Source organism: Janthinobacterium sp. SUN118 (assembly GCF_030397695.1).
Taxonomy (GTDB): Bacteria; Pseudomonadota; Gammaproteobacteria; order Burkholderiales; family Burkholderiaceae_D; genus Janthinobacterium.
Map to the genome: position 1 here is coordinate 452,727 of NZ_JAPUBV010000003.1, position 15,395 is coordinate 468,121.

The following is a 15,395-nucleotide window of genomic DNA, read 5'->3' on the forward strand; positions in this document are numbered from 1 at the left end:
CTTTTTTAATCCATTCACACGACACCAAACACCATGCATAACGACGACACCGATACCAACTTCCCCGCCACCTTCACCTGGGGCGTGGCCACCAGCGCCTACCAGATCGAAGGCGCGGCCGCCATCGACGGCCGCGGCCCGTCCATCTGGGATACCTTCAGCCACACGGAAGGCAAGATCATCGACGGCAGCAATGGCGACGTGGCTTGCGACCATTACCACCGCTACGCCGATGACGTGGCGCTGATCGCCAAGCTGGGCGTGAACGCCTACCGTTTTTCCATGTCCTGGTCGAGGGTGCAGCCGACGGGCTCCGGCGCCTGGAACGAGGCCGGCTTCGCTTTCTACGCGCGCCTGCTCGACGCGCTGGCCGCCAAGGGCCTCGAGGCGCACCTGACGCTGTACCACTGGGACTTGCCGCAAGCCTTGCAGGACGAGGGCGGCTGGCTCAATCGCGCCACCTGCTACCACTTCGCCGCCTATGCGGCCGAGGTGGCGCGCCGCTTCGGCGACAAGGTCGCCAGCATCGCCACGCACAACGAGCCGTGGTGCACGGCCGTGCTGGGCCACGGCACGGGCCAGTTTGCGCCTGGCATGGCCGATCCGGCCGCCGCCGTGCAGGTGTCGCACCATCTGCTGCTGTCGCACGGCCTGGCCATGCAGTCCATGCGTGCCGTCCATCCGTCCGCCAAACTGGGCATCGTGCTCAATCAATGGACGGCCACGCCGGCCACCGACAGCGCCCAGGACCGTGAACTGGCGGAACTCGACTATGCGCGTTCGGTGCAGTGGTATATGGACGCCATCTTCAAGGGCCGCTATCCGGCGCTGGCCCTGAAACACGTCGACGCTTCTGCTTTGTCCATCTTTGAAAACGATTTCATGGATATCCGGCAGCCCATCGATTTCCTCGGCGTGAATTACTACACGCGTGCCTACGTCAGCGCCGAGACGCCGCCGCGCAAGCCCGAGGGCAAGCTCGGTTTCAACGACATGGGCTGGGAAACCTATCCCCAGGGCTTGACGGAGCTGCTGGTGGGCCTGCACCGCGAGTACCGGCTGCCGCCCGTCTACATCACGGAAAACGGCATGGCCGTCAACGACAGCCTGATCGACGGCAAGGTGGCGGACCAGGCGCGCATCGACTACGTGCGTCTGCACCTGGATGCCCTGCGCGCCGTGATCGCGCAGGGCATTGACGTGCGCGGCTATTTCTACTGGAGCCTGATGGACAACTTCGAGTGGAATTCGGGCTATGCCAAGCGCTTCGGCATGCTGTATGTCGACTACGCCACGCAGCAGCGCAGCTTCAAGGACAGCGCCCTGTGGTACCGCGACTTCATCGCGACCCAGCGCGCCGCCCATGCCGCCGTGCTGGTCGGGGAGCACTGAGATGGCCGCCATTTCCTTGCGCGGCATCCGCAAGACCTACGGCGACGGCCCGGAAATCGTCAAGGGCCTCGACCTCGACATCCATGACGGCGAATTCATGGTCTTCGTCGGGCCGTCCGGCTGCGGCAAGTCGACCTTGCTGCGCATGATCGCGGGACTGGAAGACATCACCGCGGGCCAGTTGCGCATCGGCGACCTGCTGGCCAACGACGTGGCGCCGGCCGAGCGGGGCATCGCCATGGTTTTCCAGAGCTACGCACTGTACCCGCACATGACGGCGCGCGAGAACATGGGCTTTGCCCTGAAACTGGCGGGCAAACCCGAGAGTGAAGTGCGCGCCGCCGTGGGCAAGGTGGCCGAGATTCTGCAGATCACGCATCTGCTCGAACGCAAGCCCAAGGCCTTGTCCGGCGGCGAGCGCCAGCGCGTGGCCATCGGCCGCGCCATCGTGCGCCAACCCAAGGTATTCCTGTTCGACGAGCCGCTGTCCAACCTCGACGCCTCGCTGCGCGTGCAGACGCGCATCGAACTGGCCAAGCTGCACCAGGAGCTGGGCACGACCATGATCTACGTCACGCACGACCAGGTCGAGGCCATGACCCTTGGCGACCGCGTCGCCGTCTTCCATGGCGGCCACCTGGAGCAGGTGGGGGCGCCTTTGGACCTGTACCGCCATCCGGCCAGCCAGTTCGTCGCCGGCTTCATCGGCGCGCTGCGCATGAATTTCCTGCCGTGCGCCGCCGTGCCGGCCCTGGCCAGCCAGCTTGGCGGCGAGGCGGGCATGCTGGTCGGCATCCGCCCCGAGCACCTGCGCCTGGTGCCGCGCGAGGAAGGCTATGGCGCCAGCGTCACCCTGATCGAGCAGCTGGGCGACGCGCAGATCATCCACGCCATGCTCGACGGCGCCGTCAATGGCGGCCAGCACGCGGTGGCCATCAAGCTGCATGGGGAGACGCGCCACGCGCTGGCCCCGGGCAGCGCCATCGGCTTCGCGCCGGAAGAAGGCCATGCCTTTTTGTTCGACACGGGCGGGCGCGCCGTGGCCACCCATTGACCCGCACGGAGGCCCCATGACGCGAGCTTGACAGCCAAAAAATGTGCAGCAGTAGCCAAAGAGCTATGTGATCATCATTCAACCAGTGGTAGAGGAGACAATAACAATGAAGCCGTTCAAGAGAAACACCATTGCATACAGCCTGGCGCATGCGACGTTCGCCCAGTTCATCCTGCTGGGCGGCGGCGCCGCGCTGGCGCAGCAAGCCGATACGGCTCCGGCGGCCATCAATACGGCACAACCCGCGGCCGAGCAGATGGACCGCATCGTCGTCACGGCCACGCGCCGCAACACCTTCGTGCAGGAGACGCCGCTGGCCGTCACCGCCTTCAACCAGGACACCCTGCAAAACAACCAGGTGAAGGACCTGGCCTCGCTGGCCACCATGGTACCCAGCCTCGTCGTCGAGCAGCATGGCGACTCGGGCGGCGTGCACGTCTACATGCGCGGCGTGGGTTCGGCCAACCACACGGAGCTGGGCGACCCGGCCGTCGCCTTTTATGTCGATGGCGTGTATTCGCCGCGTCCCCAGGGCGCCACGGCGCTGATGTATGACCTGTCGCATGTCGAGGTGGCGCGCGGGCCGCAGGGCACGCTGAACGGCCGCAATTCCACGGCGGGCGCCGTCAACCTGGTGTCGGCCGCGCCGAGCACGGCCAAGTTCATGGGCTCGGCCGGCATCACCGTGGGCGACTACCGCCACCTGCAGACGCAGGGCATGCTCAATATCCCGTTTTCCGACGACGTGGCGCTGCGCATCGCCGCCATCAAGGATAGCCACGACGGCACGGTGGACTTCCGCCGCGGTTCGAACGTCATGCCGGGTACGGCCAAGTATGGCGCCGGCGACCAGATGGGCGTGCGCGCCTCGCTGTTGTGGAAGTTCACGCCGCAGCTGCGCGGCACCTTCATCGCCGACTACTTCCTCGACCAGGGCGCCGGCAACGTCTACCTGGCGGCCGAACCGAAAGCGGACGAGAAGCTGCGCTCGGCCCTGATCGACACGCCGGGCACCCTGGACCAGTCCATCCTCACCTATAAGGGCAAGCTCAACTACAAGCCGACGGACGCGCTGGATTTCACTTACCTGGGCAGCTGGAGCCGCTACAAGCGCCAGAACAGCAACGATGCGGACGCGGGCCTGTTCCCCGGCTTCAAGTCGGAAAACCGCACGGACTGGGCGCAGTTCGACAGCTATTCGCACGAGCTGCAGGCGCGCTCGGACGACGACGCGCCGTTCCAGTGGGTGGCGGGCGTGTTCCTCTTCAATGAAAAGAACAAGGTGCGCTTCGATATCGACCGCAGCCAGATTTCGCAGGCGGCCGTGCAGCAGGATATCGCCAACGGCGCCGTGATCTTCGTCCAGCCGACCGTGGGCCAGTACGCTTCGGCCATGTCCTTCATCCAGGGCAACCGCCAGCTGAAGTCGAAAGCCGTGTTCGGCCAGGTCAGCCAGCAGGTGACGGAGCAGATCAAGCTGACGGCCGGCGCGCGCTACACGAAAGACCACAAGTTCGACATCGGCGGCCAGAACTGGGCCTGCCCGAACTGGCCGGCCAACACGCCGCTGGGCACCACCGTGCTCACGCCCGGCCAGCTGGCGCAGCTGGTCACGCCCGGCACGGGCCTGGCCAACACGCACAATATCGGGCCCGGTGGCGCCATCACGGCGGCCACCTGCGGCAATACGCCGGGCGACAATACGGCCGACCTCAAGTATGGCCAGGCCACCTGGCTGGGCCGCATCGAGTACAAGCTGCGCCCGGACATTCTGCTGTTCGGTTCCGTGACGACGGGTTTCCACTCGCCGGCCATGGGCGATGGCGGCGAGACCACCAAGCCGGAAAAGCTGACCAGCTATGAAATCGGCTTCAAGTCCGACCTGCTGAACCGCGAACTGACCCTGAACCTCGACGCCTTCCTGATGAAGTACAAGGACAAGCTCGAGTCGCAGGTGGTCAACAGCGTGCTGGCCAACTTCAACGCGGCCGGCGCCACCGTCAAGGGCCTGGAAGCGGAATGGGTGTGGCGGCCGACGAAGGTGGACCGCCTGACGGGCAACGCCACCTGGTTGAAAGCCGTGTACGACGATTTCCTCTCGTGCGACGTGGATGCGGCGCGCGCCAACGGCCAGTCTTGCGGCTCGACGGCGCCACTGGTGAACGTGGGCGGCAGCACCATGAAGCACGCGCCGAAGTTTTCCACCACGGTGCAGTACGAACGCGATTTTGCCGTCGCCGGCGGACAGCTGACGCCGCGCGCCTCCGTGCACTATGAAAGCATGTCGTATGTGGGGGCGGGCGCCTTCAACGCGGATGTGCCGGGCCATGCCGGCGTCAAGCGCCAGGAAGCCTACACGACGCTGGACCTGAGCCTGCGCTTCCAGCCGGCCAACAAGGCCTATACGGTGGAAGCGTTCGTGCAGAATGCCACCGACAAGGCGGTCAAGCTGGACGTCAATGAAATCTGCACGGACGTGGGCATGCCATGCCAGCCGACGCAGCAGATCTACGGCGCTTTCTACAACGCGCCGCGCACGGTTGGCGCGCGCGTGTCGATGAAGTTCTGATGGCGTAGTGTGAAACGGCAGCAGATGTGGCAGTAGCGGTTCACTCAGTAGGGCAGGTGTTGGGCCGGGGAGCTTCCCCGGCCTTTTTTATTCCAACGTCGCCTGTACGCTGGCGATGCCGATCTGCGCGCTGCCGTCGGCCAGGCGCACGTTGACGTTCTGGCGCGCCTGCAGTTGCGCGGGTGAGCGCACGATGGCGCCTTTGTCGTCGCGCAGGATGGCGTAGCCGCGTTCCAGCGTGCGCTGCGGGTTCAATAGCTCCAGCTGCGCCGCCAGGCCATCGAGGCGGTGGCGCTGCCGGCTCACCTGCTGCGCCATGGCCGCGCCGCCGCGGCGCTGCGCTTCGAGCAGGCGCGCGCGCGGCACGCTGACGTCGGGGCGCAAGGCCGTCCAGCGGCTGCGCAGGCGTTCGAGCGCGTACTGCGCCTGGTTCACGGGCGCGCGCGCGGCATGCGTCATGGCCGTCGACAGGGCCAGCAGCTGCAAGCGTTGCTGGCGCAACTGGGCCGTCGGGTTGAGCAGGCGGCGGCTGTGGCGGTCCAGCGTCTGCGCCGCGTCGTCGAGGCTGCGGCGCATGGCACGCCGCAGGTCGGTGGCGTCGGCACGCAACGATGCCAGCCAGTCGGCGCGCGGCGTGGCCGCCAGTTCGGCCGCCGCCGTCGGCGTAGCCGCGCGCAGGTCGGCCGCGAAGTCGGCGATGGTGAAATCCGTCTCGTGGCCCACGCCGCTGATCACGGGCATGGAACAGTCGGCGATCGCATGGGCCACGCCTTCATCGTTGAACGACCACAAATCCTCGATGCTGCCGCCGCCACGGCATACCAGCAGCACGTCGCACTCGGCCCTTGCCGATGCCGTGCGGATGGCCAGCGCGATCTTTTCCGGCGCTTGCTGGCCCTGTACGGGCGTGGGGTACAGAACGATGTTGACGTGCGGCGCGCGGCGCTTGAGCGCGATCAGCACGTCGCGCAGGGCGGCCGCCTGCGGGCTGGTGACGATGCCGATCGTGCGCGCGAACATGGGAATGGCGCGCTTGCGTTCGGGGTCGAACAGGCCCTGCGCCGCCAGCTTTTCCTTCAGACGCTGGAATGCTTCATACAGGGCGCCCACGCCGGCGCGGCGGATGGCTTCCACATTGATCTGGTAATCGCCGCGCGCGCCGTACAGGGTGACCAGGGCGCGCACCTCGACCTTGTCGCCTTCGCGCGGCGTGAAGCCGGCAAACTGGGCGCGGCCGCGGAACATCACGGCGCGCACCTGCGCGCCATCGTCCTTCAGCGTGAAATACCAGTGGCCGGAAGCGGCGCGCGTGAAGTTGGAAATCTCGCCGGCGATCCAGGTCAGGGGAAACGAGCGCTCGAGCAGGCGCGCGACGGCCTGGTTCAGGGCGCTGACGGTCAGCACGGGCGGGGCGGCAAAGCCGCTGTCGGTCGGAGTGTCGTTCATCATCAGGCAGGGTGAAAGAGGGAAGCTGTCCACATATTATCGGCGAGGTCATGCTTATGTCATATATCGTGCAAAACAACAAGTTCTATTTCTAAGTAATTGATTTCATGATGAATTCCCGCATGCCTGATTTGCGTGCACAGGGAAAAAAACCTTTAATATCAAGCACATCAGTAATGCCCGTGCCACTTACGCACAAAGTTATCCACAGAAAGTGTGCGGAACTTTTTGACCTGGACAACTGAGGCAAGGTTGCACGGACAGATGCGTGAAATATGCCAGAAAAATGCCCTGCCACATTTTTACGCATGGAAATAAAGTCCATAGGAATCAAGCGCTTAGTATGCCATGCATGGCCTTGCGCACAATCTTATCCACAAAAAATGTGCAGAACTCGGGCGCGCCGTCCGGATTATCCACCGCCAGCCCTATTGCAAGGCTTGCCTTATTTTTGCGCAGCGTAAAAATATCCATATAAATCAAGGGGGTAGGATGGAGGTGTACGCCTTGCTCACAATCTTATCCACAGAATGTGTGTAAAACTGGCTAAATCGTTTCGCGCCACTGCGGGGTTTTCCACCGCCGCGCCATGCTCCATGGCTGCCTTATTTTTGAGCATTGAAAAAAATCCGTTTAAAATCAAGGGTCTTGCATGGAGTCAATCCGCTTGCTCACAATCTTATCCACACTTTATGTGCGGAACTGCGACGGTGGTGGAAAACGGCTGTTTTCTGCCCGATTCAGGCTGGAAAAAACGCCCTTTTTCTTCCTTGCCACATTTTTACGCAGGGAGATAAAAACGATATAAATCAATGTGCTTAGCGTCTATCCTTGCGCTTGCGCACAATCTTGTCCACAGATTATGTGCAGAACTTTTTCCACCTGTGGGGCCAGGAGCGTGCACCGCCTGCCACATTTTTACTCATTGAAATAATATCCTTTTAAATCAATGTCTTATATGTTTTCCTTGGCTTTGCGCACAATCTTGTCCACAGTAAATGTGCAGAACTTTTCGATTCTTGATTATCTGACATTGACTATGCCCGCTTAGCTGCTATGCCTGTATTTTGCGCAGCCTGATAATCTTCATGTAAATCAATGACTTGCATGCTGGACTTCATGCTTGCTCACAATCTTGTCCACAGATTGTGTGCAAAACTGTGCTGCCGCAAGCACGCTGCCACCCGCTGTGGACAAGCGCGAGCGCCGTTGCCGCGCAGGCGCCACTTGCCGCCGGCGCGGCAACGCGCTACATTGCGCCATTCCTTCGCCTGCGCATACGCTGCGTGGACGGCCGGTGCAATACAATACGGGCAGTTCCCGGCGCCGCGGCGCTTGCCACTCACGACAATGCCTTACTAACAGGAGTTTCTTTTGCTCGCTATCTTCCAGGCCGCTGGCTGGCCCATCTGGCTGTTACTGATCGCTTCCATCGTGGCCATGGCCCTGATCGTCGAGCGCCTGCTGTATTTGCGGCGCGGCAAGATACTGCCCCGCAAGCTGTTCGATGAAGTGGTGCAGGTATATCGCAATGGCAAGATCACGCCGGATACGGTGGCCAAGCTGGAAGACAATTCGCCGCTGGGCGTGGTGCTGGCCGCCGCCCTGCGCAACGTCGACGCGCCGCGCGACGTGATGAAGGAGTCGATCGAGGAGGCCGGCAGCGGCGTGGCCCACGTGCTCGAACGCTACCTGACGACGCTGGGCACCATCGCCACCCTGGCCCCGCTGATGGGCCTGTTTGGCACGGTGGTCGGCATGATCGAGATCTTCGGCTCGCAGAACGCCAGCGGCTCGAACCCGGCCCAGCTGGCGCACGGCATCTCGGTGGCCCTGTACAACACGGGTTTCGGCCTGGCCATCGCCATGCCGACCCTGGTCTTCTACCGCCATTTCCGCGCCCTCGTCGACAGCTTCGTCATTGACATGGAGCAGCAAGCGGTCAAGTTCGTCGATATCGTCCACAGTGGCCGCAAATGAACTTCCGCAAAGGCAAGGGGCGTGAAGACCCCGAAATCAACCTGATCCCGTTCATCGACGTGCTGCTGGTGATCCTGATCTTCCTCATGGTCAGCACCACCTACAGCAAATTCACGGAGCTGCAGATCACCTTGCCGACGGCCGACGCCGAGCAAGCCAAGGACAAGCCGCAGCAGATCGACGTCACCATCGACGCCAAGGGCAATTACACGGTCAACCGCGAACCCGTCTCGTTCCGCGACGTGGCCGGCCTGGCCGACGCCTTGCAGGATGCGGCGAAGGCGGCCAACGGCGGCAAGGCGCCGGCGCAGACGCCCGTGGTGGTGGTCAATGCCGACCAGTTCGCGATGCACCAGATGGTCATCCACGTCATGGAAGCGGCGCGCCTGGCCGGCTATGAAAAGCTGACGTTTGCGGCGCAGGCCGGCGGCAGCAAGTAAGTTAGACCGTAGGTCGGCTTAGCCGGCACGGCGTAAGCCGACAAAGCCAATAGCCGAGCATGTCGGATTACGCTGCGCCTGGGCGGCGCCGCTAATCCGACCTACATCACTTTTACGTTTTTCCCCATGCCCACATCCTCCCCCGCCAAGCTTGAAACCACTCTCACCCGCGCCTGGCTGACGCGCGGCCCGCTGGCGTGCGCGCTGTGGCCCGTGTCGCTGCTGTTCGGCGCCTTGAGCAGCGTCAGGCGCGCCCTGTACCGGGCCGGCATCCTGAAATCCCAGCGCCTGCCCGTGCCCGTCGTCGTCGTTGGCAATATTTTCATAGGCGGCACCGGCAAGACGCCGCTGACGATCTGGCTGGTGCACGCCTTGCGCGAGGCGGGCCTGCATCCGGGCGTCATTTCGCGCGGCCATGGCAGCGCCGACCGCCTGCCGCGCGCCGTCACGGCGACCTCCACGCCGCAGCAGGTGGGCGACGAGCCGCTGCTGATCTTCCAGCGCGGCGGCTGCCCCGTGATGGTGGGGCGCGACCGCGCGCAAGCGGGCAGGGCGCTGCTGGCCGCGCACCCGGAAGTCGACGTGCTGGTGACGGACGACGGCTTGCAGCATTACGCCTTGCGGCGCGACGTGGAAATCGTGCTGTTCGACGGCCGCGGCGCCGGCAATGGCTGGCTGCTGCCGGCGGGGCCTTTGCGCGAATCGCCGCGCCGCCGCCGCGACGTGACGGTGATCAACGCGCCCGAGCTGGCGCCGGCACTGGTGGCGCAGGTGGCGCCCAAGGGTTCCCTGGTGGTGCAGATGCTGCTGGCCGGTGGCGTCGCCGAGCGCCTGCTCGACCGCAGCGAGCGCATGGCGCTTGGCGAGCTGGCGGCCAGCGGCCAGCGCATCGTGGCGGCAGCCGGCATCGGCAATCCGCAGCGCTTTTTCAGCATGCTGCGCGCGCAGGGATTGCGCTTTGCGGAACTGCCCTTGCCCGACCATCACGATTTCCTCGACCAGCCATTTGCCGCCCTCGACACGGACGTGATCTTGATCACCGAGAAGGATGCAGTAAAATGTGCGCAAATTGAACATCTCAAAGACGACCCGAGACTGTGGGTTGTCCCGGTCAGTGCGCGCATCGATAGCGCGCTGGCCCAACAAATTGTGGAGAAATGTCGTGGACGCTCGACTGCTTGATATCCTGGTCTGCCCTGTTTGCAAGGGCCCGCTTGAACACGATAAGAAGGCGCAGGAACTGATTTGCCGCGCCGACCGCCTGGCCTATCCTATCCGCGATGGCATCCCCATCATGTGGGCGGACGAAGCGCGCACCCTGCAAGACGCAGTGGAATAACGATGGCGTTCATCGTCATCATCCCGGCCCGCCTGGCCTCGACCCGCCTGCCCAACAAGCCGCTGGCCGACCTGGGCGGCAAGCCCATGGTGGTGCGCGTGGCCGAGCAGGCCGCCTTGTCGGGCGCCGCGCGCGTCATCGTCGCCACCGACCATGACACCATCCGCGACGCCTGCGCCGCGCATGGCGTGGAAGTGTGCATGACGCGCGCCGACCATCCGTCGGGCACGGACCGCATCGCCGAAGTGGCGCGCACGCTCGGTTTGCCGCTGGATGCCGTCGTCGTCAACCTGCAGGGCGACGAACCGCTGATCGACCCGGCCTTGCTGGCCGCCTGCGCCGCGCAGATCAGCGCTGCCGTGCCGATGGCCACGTGCGCCCATCCGCTGCACGAGGTGGCCGACGCGTTCAATCCGAACGTGGTGAAGGTGGTGCTGGACAAGCATGGCCGCGCGCTGTATTTTTCGCGCGCGACGATTCCCTGGCACCGCGACGGCTACGCGCAGTCGAAAGACCGCCTGCCGGCCGGCTATGTGCCGCTGCGCCATATCGGCCTGTACGCGTACAGCAATGCATTCCTGCAGACCTATCCCGGTCTGTCCGCCTCGCCGCTGGAAGCGATCGAGGCGCTGGAGCAGCTGCGCGTGCTGTGGCATGGCTATGCCATCGCCGTGCACGTGACGGACTCCGCTCCGGCCGCCGGCGTCGATACGCCGGAAGATCTGGCCAGAGTGCAGGCGCATTACCGCCACGCCACCTGAGAAAACGTCCATGGCGGTGTTGTCCCGCCGCGCCGTCCATGCGGCGGGACGCCTCGCCCTGAAGGTTTTTCAGACGCCGTGCCCGTGCCGGAAAAATTTTATGCGGGGCCTGCCATAAAAAACCACATTTTGAAACACCTGCTTCGCTAATTGCTGGCTTTGATCAATCAGGACATAGCAATTCGACAGCAAACTGGCGTTCCGGGGATTTTTTGTGGTAAGTTTCGTAGGGAAAGATAGCCATAGCAACACCATCTAAAAAAAATTACACATACCACCATCCAAAATCTGTTTTTTAGGAACTTTCAATGCGTCTGATACTTTTAGGAGCACCCGGTGCCGGCAAGGGCACCCAAGCTAACTTCATCAAAGAAAAATACAATATTCCACAAATCTCCACGGGCGACATGCTGCGCGCGGCGATCAAGGAAGGCACGGAACTGGGCCTGGCAGCGAAAAAAGTCATGGATGCGGGCGGCCTCGTGTCGGACGACATCATGATCGGCCTGGTCAAGAACCGCCTGCAGGAAGCCGATTGCGCCAATGGCTACCTGTTCGACGGCTTCCCGCGCACCATCGCGCAAGCGGACGCCATGAAGGACGCCGGCATCAATGTCGACTACGTGCTGGAAATCGACGTGCCTGACGCTTCGATCATCGAGCGCATGGACGGCCGCCGCAGCCACCCGGGTTCGGGCCGCGTCTACCACGTCAAGTTCAACCCGCCCAAGGTCGACGGCGTCGATGACATCACCGGCGAGCCGCTGATCCAGCGCGACGACGACAAGGCCGAAACGGTCAAGAAGCGCCTGGACGTGTACCACAACCAGACCAAGGTCCTGCTCGGCTATTACAATGACTGGGCCAAGTCCGGCCTGCCAGGCGCACCGAAATACCGCCGCATCGCCGGCGTCGGTCCGGTCGAGCAAATCCGCGACAGCGCATTTGCCGCCCTGGCGGAATAAGCAATTTTGAAAAGCGGACCTGAGTGTCCGCTTTTTTTGTGCCCGCTTTTCACCCGCGGCGCCATGTCGTTTCTGGTTTCTATTTAGCGGTAGAAGTTTTTTGCAGGTCGTGTTTTCCTGGCTGCGCGTGCCTACCCGGTGCGGTCTGCAGCTGTCGGTAATAACGTCGGATAAAAACAGAAGGGGACGATATGGCAGCCAGCTTGTGGTTTGCGGTAGCCTGCGGCGTGGTCGCAGTCATTTATGGTTTGGTGTCGCGTAGCTGGATCCTGCGCCAGGATCCCGGCAACGCGCGCATGCAGGAAATCGCCCTGGCCATCCAGCAGGGCGCGGCCGCCTACCTGGCGCGCCAGTACCGCACCATCGCCATCGTCGGCGTGGTGCTCCTGATCGCCATCTATGCACTGCTTGGCCTGCATACGGCGCTGGGCTTCCTGATCGGCGCCGTGCTGTCGGGCGCCTGCGGCTTCATCGGCATGAATGTCTCCGTGCGGGCCAATGTGCGCACGGCGCAGGCGGCCACCCTGGGCATCAACCAGGCGCTCAATGTGGCGTTCAAGGGCGGGGCCATCACCGGCATGCTGGTGGTCGGACTGGGCCTCCTGGGCGTGACCCTGTTCTACTGGCTGCTGGTGACGACGGGTGCGCCCGGCCTGACGCAGCACGACCTGATCAAGCCCCTGATCGGCCTGGCCTTCGGCGCCTCGCTCATTTCCATCTTCGCGCGGCTCGGCGGCGGCATCTTCACCAAGGGCGCCGACGTCGGTGCGGACCTGGTGGGCAAGGTGGAGGCGGGCATTCCCGAGGACGACCCGCGCAACCCGGCCGTCATCGCCGACAACGTGGGCGACAACGTGGGCGACTGCGCCGGCATGGCGGCCGACCTGTTCGAAACCTATGTCGTGACCCTGATCGCCACCATGCTGCTGGGCGCACTGCTGATGGCCGAGGCCAGCAGCACGGCCATCCTCTATCCGCTGTTGCTGGGCGCCGTCTCCATCCTCGCCTCCATCGTCGGCTGCTCGATGGTGAAAACCAGGCCGGGCGCAAAGATCATGTCGGCCCTGTACACGGGACTGTGGTGGGCAGCCGGCCTGTCGCTGGTGGGCTTTGCCGTCGTCACGTGGCTGCTGTGGCCCGACGACGCCATGCGCTACAAGATGCTGGGCGCCACCGTCGTCGGCATCGTCCTCACGGGCCTGATGGTGTACATCACCGAGTACTACACGGGCACGGACTTCAAGCCCGTGCGCCACATCGCCGAAGCGTCGACGACGGGCCACGGCACGAACATCATCGCCGGCCTGGGCGTGTCGATGAAGTCGACCGCCTATCCGGTGCTGGCCGTCTGCGTCGCCATCCTCGTTTCGTACCAGCTGGCCGGCCTGTACGGCATTGCGATTGCCGCCACGGCCATGCTGTCGATGGCCGGCATCATCGTCGCCCTCGACGCGTATGGCCCCATCACGGACAACGCGGGCGGCATCGCCGAGATGTCGGGCCTGCCCGACTCCGTGCGCGCCATCACCGATCCTCTCGATGCCGTCGGCAACACCACCAAGGCCGTCACCAAGGGCTATGCCATCGGCTCGGCCGGCCTGGCCGCGCTGGTGCTGTTTGCCGACTACACGCACGCGCTGGAATCGGTGGGCCAGCACATCACCTTTGATCTGTCGAACCCGATGGTCATCGTCGGCCTCTTCATCGGCGGGCTGATACCCTACCTGTTCGGCGCCATGGCGATGGAAGCCGTGGGCCGCGCGGCCGGCGCCGTGGTGGTGGAAGTGCGGCGCCAGTTCCGCGACATCAAGGGCATCATGGAAGGCACGGCGCGCCCCGAATACGACAAGGCCGTCGACATGCTGACGGCGTCCGCCATCCGCGAAATGATCGTGCCGTCCCTGTTGCCGGTGGTGGTGCCCATCGTCGTCGGCATGCTGCTGGGGCCCGCCGCGCTGGGCGGCCTGCTGATGGGCACGATCGTGACGGGGCTGTTCGTGGCCATTTCCATGACCACGGGCGGCGGCGCCTGGGACAATGCGAAGAAATACATCGAGGACGGACACTTCGGCGGCAAGGGTTCCGACGCCCACAAGGCGGCCGTCACCGGCGACACCGTGGGCGACCCGTACAAGGATACGGCCGGCCCGGCCGTCAATCCCTTGATCAAGATCATCAATATCGTGGCCCTGCTGCTGGTGCCGCTGCTGCCGGCCACGGGCTGGCTGGCCGTGGCCGCGCCGGCGCCGATCCACGCGCCGCTGCCGCCCATTCTGGCGCCAGCCACGCCCGCGCCAGTGCTGCCGGCGCAGTAAGGCGGCACACTTTCGACAGCCCCGTGGCCCCGCCGCGGGGCTGTTTGCTTTTGCGCCAGTGAAACTTTCCTGCCATCCATATCCTCAGCGTATCAAAGGTGAGCAATTGTTACGGCTGCTTTGCTTGTGCCGCTGGCCTGCCAATAATGGAGTGAGCTTCATCGTTGGCGTTGGATGGCAGGAGGATGTCATGGACAACAATCACAAGAGCAATCGCAAGGCAGGCGGCATACGGCTGGCGCTGCTGGTAATGGGGCTGGCGCTGGGTGGCGGCGCCTGGGCCGCGCCTGGCGGTCACGGCGGCCATGCTGGGCATGGCGGTTTTCACGCTGGCCACGGCCATTTCCACGGCCGTCCGCACGTGGGCGTGTGGCTGGGTTCGAGCTGGGGCTATGGCTATGGGCCAGGGTGGTATGGCGACCCGTGGTATGGCTATCCCTATGGCTACCCGTACGGGCGCGTGGTCGTCGTGCAGCCGCCGCCCGTGTATATCGAGCAGGGCGGCGTACCGACGGCGCAGATGTGGTATTACTGCGCGCGGCCGCAAGGGTATTACCCATACGTCAAGAATTGCAGCACGGCCTGGCGTGCCGTGCCACCCGATAGCGTGCGCTGAAGGGGACGGAAATGAACACGAGAACTTTACTGGGGCGTGCCGGCTCGCTGGCGCCCCTCTTGCTGGCCGCGTGCACGGTGATGCCGGAGGGGCCGTCGGCCATGGTCTTGCCCGGCACGGGCAAGAGTTTCGAGCAGTTCCGCAGCGATGACGGCAGTTGCCGCGGCTATGCGCAGGCGCAGCTGGGCGGTGCGTCGGCGCAGCAGGCCGGCGTCGACAGCGGCGTGCGCAGCGCGGCACTCGGCACCGTGCTCGGTGCGGCGGCAGGTGCCGCCATCGATGGCGGGCATGGCGCCGGCGTGGGTGCCGGCACGGGTTTGCTGTTTGGCGCGCTGGCGGGCACGGGCGCGGCGGACAATTCATCGCATGGCATGCAGCGCCGCTACGATCATGCTTATCAGCAATGCATGTACGCGAGCGGCCACAAGGTGCCCGTCGCCGGGCAATTGCTGAGCGGCGTGCCGGCGAATGCCGCCACGCCGCCGCCCGATACGCCGCCGCCCCGGTATTAGGCTGCC

The 15,395-nt window shown here is 64.2% G+C and carries 14 protein-coding genes; 12 read left to right on the plus strand and 2 right to left on the minus strand.

Features of this window, described 5'->3' with window-relative positions:
- Positions 1-33 precede the first annotated feature (33 nt).
- The 3 genes from O0880_RS21185 to O0880_RS21195 all read left to right on the plus strand — a co-directional run bounded on the left by O0880_RS21185 (position 34) and on the right by O0880_RS21195 (position 5,015).
- The gene (locus tag O0880_RS21185; protein ID WP_289888616.1) at positions 34-1,392 is read left to right on the plus strand and encodes a GH1 family beta-glucosidase; all 1,359 of its coding nucleotides are present in this window, start codon (positions 34-36) and stop codon (positions 1,390-1,392) included.
- Position 1,393: 1 nt separating this feature from the next.
- Positions 1,394-2,446 (plus strand): sn-glycerol-3-phosphate ABC transporter ATP-binding protein UgpC, encoded by a 1,053-nt coding sequence (ugpC, locus tag O0880_RS21190; RefSeq protein ID WP_289888617.1) that lies wholly within the window; start codon positions 1,394-1,396, stop codon positions 2,444-2,446.
- Between the two features lie 106 nt (positions 2,447-2,552).
- A complete protein-coding gene (locus tag O0880_RS21195) occupies positions 2,553-5,015 on the plus strand; it encodes a TonB-dependent receptor (protein WP_289888618.1) in 2,463 nt (820 codons plus the stop codon).
- Positions 5,016-5,102: 87 nt separating this feature from the next.
- Here O0880_RS21195 and xseA read toward each other — a convergent pair whose 3' ends face one another.
- Positions 5,103-6,464: an exodeoxyribonuclease VII large subunit gene (gene xseA, locus O0880_RS21200; RefSeq protein WP_289888619.1), complete on the minus strand. Its 1,362-nt coding sequence runs from the start codon at positions 6,462-6,464 to the stop codon at positions 5,103-5,105.
- A 327-nt stretch (positions 6,465-6,791) separates the two neighbouring features.
- On the minus strand, positions 6,792-6,935 hold the full coding sequence (locus tag O0880_RS21205; RefSeq protein ID WP_289888621.1) for a hypothetical protein: 144 nt from the start codon (positions 6,933-6,935) through the stop codon (positions 6,792-6,794).
- Between the two features lie 900 nt (positions 6,936-7,835).
- Here O0880_RS21205 and O0880_RS21210 point away from each other — a divergent pair.
- From O0880_RS21210 to O0880_RS21250, 9 genes are all read left to right on the plus strand, one after another.
- Entirely contained in the window at positions 7,836-8,441 is a 606-nt protein-coding gene (locus O0880_RS21210) for a MotA/TolQ/ExbB proton channel family protein (RefSeq protein ID WP_071324871.1), read from the plus strand.
- On the plus strand, positions 8,438-8,881 hold the full coding sequence (locus O0880_RS21215) for a biopolymer transporter ExbD (RefSeq protein ID WP_289888624.1): 444 nt from the start codon (positions 8,438-8,440) through the stop codon (positions 8,879-8,881). Before O0880_RS21210 ends, O0880_RS21215 begins: the two co-directional genes overlap by 4 nt.
- 126 nt (positions 8,882-9,007) lie before the next feature.
- Complete coding sequence (gene lpxK / locus O0880_RS21220; RefSeq protein ID WP_289888625.1) at positions 9,008-10,063, plus strand: tetraacyldisaccharide 4'-kinase; 1,056 nt, start codon at positions 9,008-9,010, stop codon at positions 10,061-10,063.
- Positions 10,044-10,220 (plus strand): Trm112 family protein, encoded by a 177-nt coding sequence (locus O0880_RS21225; protein WP_010395789.1) that lies wholly within the window; start codon positions 10,044-10,046, stop codon positions 10,218-10,220. The genes lpxK and O0880_RS21225 overlap by 20 nt, the downstream gene beginning before the upstream one ends.
- Before the next feature lie 2 nt (positions 10,221-10,222).
- Positions 10,223-10,981, plus strand: coding sequence for a 3-deoxy-manno-octulosonate cytidylyltransferase (gene kdsB / locus O0880_RS21230; protein ID WP_289888626.1), 759 nt, complete (start codon positions 10,223-10,225; stop codon positions 10,979-10,981).
- A gap of 308 nt (positions 10,982-11,289) precedes the next feature.
- Positions 11,290-11,946 (plus strand): adenylate kinase, encoded by a 657-nt coding sequence (gene adk, locus O0880_RS21235; protein WP_071078917.1) that lies wholly within the window; start codon positions 11,290-11,292, stop codon positions 11,944-11,946.
- A gap of 191 nt (positions 11,947-12,137) precedes the next feature.
- On the plus strand, positions 12,138-14,261 hold the full coding sequence (locus O0880_RS21240; protein ID WP_289888627.1) for a sodium-translocating pyrophosphatase: 2,124 nt from the start codon (positions 12,138-12,140) through the stop codon (positions 14,259-14,261).
- Between the two features lie 190 nt (positions 14,262-14,451).
- Positions 14,452-14,877 carry a hypothetical protein gene (locus O0880_RS21245; protein WP_289888628.1) on the plus strand — a complete coding sequence of 142 codons (426 nt, stop codon included), beginning with the start codon at positions 14,452-14,454 and terminating at the stop codon, positions 14,875-14,877.
- Between the two features lie 11 nt (positions 14,878-14,888).
- Entirely contained in the window at positions 14,889-15,389 is a 501-nt protein-coding gene (locus O0880_RS21250; RefSeq protein WP_289888629.1) for a glycine zipper family protein, read from the plus strand.
- Positions 15,390-15,395 lie beyond the last annotated feature (6 nt).

What these genes read in the sequence shown, in the direction of transcription:
- O0880_RS21185 (WP_289888616.1), top strand. Translation starts at nt 34, where the DNA reads ATGCATAACGACGACACCGATACCAACTTCCCCGCCACCTTCACCTGG.
- ugpC (WP_289888617.1), top strand. Translation starts at nt 1,394, where the DNA reads ATGGCCGCCATTTCCTTGCGCGGCATCCGCAAGACCTACGGCGACGGC.
- O0880_RS21195 (WP_289888618.1), top strand. Translation starts at nt 2,553, where the DNA reads ATGAAGCCGTTCAAGAGAAACACCATTGCATACAGCCTGGCGCATGCG.
- xseA (WP_289888619.1), bottom strand. Translation starts at nt 6,464, where the DNA reads ATGATGAACGACACTCCGACCGACAGCGGCTTTGCCGCCCCGCCCGTG.
- O0880_RS21205 (WP_289888621.1), bottom strand. Translation starts at nt 6,935, where the DNA reads ATGGATATTTTTACGCTGCGCAAAAATAAGGCAAGCCTTGCAATAGGG.
- O0880_RS21215 (WP_289888624.1), top strand. Translation starts at nt 8,438, where the DNA reads ATGAACTTCCGCAAAGGCAAGGGGCGTGAAGACCCCGAAATCAACCTG.
- lpxK (WP_289888625.1), top strand. Translation starts at nt 9,008, where the DNA reads ATGCCCACATCCTCCCCCGCCAAGCTTGAAACCACTCTCACCCGCGCC.
- kdsB (WP_289888626.1), top strand. Translation starts at nt 10,223, where the DNA reads ATGGCGTTCATCGTCATCATCCCGGCCCGCCTGGCCTCGACCCGCCTG.
- adk (WP_071078917.1), top strand. Translation starts at nt 11,290, where the DNA reads ATGCGTCTGATACTTTTAGGAGCACCCGGTGCCGGCAAGGGCACCCAA.
- O0880_RS21240 (WP_289888627.1), top strand. Translation starts at nt 12,138, where the DNA reads ATGGCAGCCAGCTTGTGGTTTGCGGTAGCCTGCGGCGTGGTCGCAGTC.
- O0880_RS21245 (WP_289888628.1), top strand. Translation starts at nt 14,452, where the DNA reads ATGGACAACAATCACAAGAGCAATCGCAAGGCAGGCGGCATACGGCTG.
- O0880_RS21250 (WP_289888629.1), top strand. Translation starts at nt 14,889, where the DNA reads ATGAACACGAGAACTTTACTGGGGCGTGCCGGCTCGCTGGCGCCCCTC.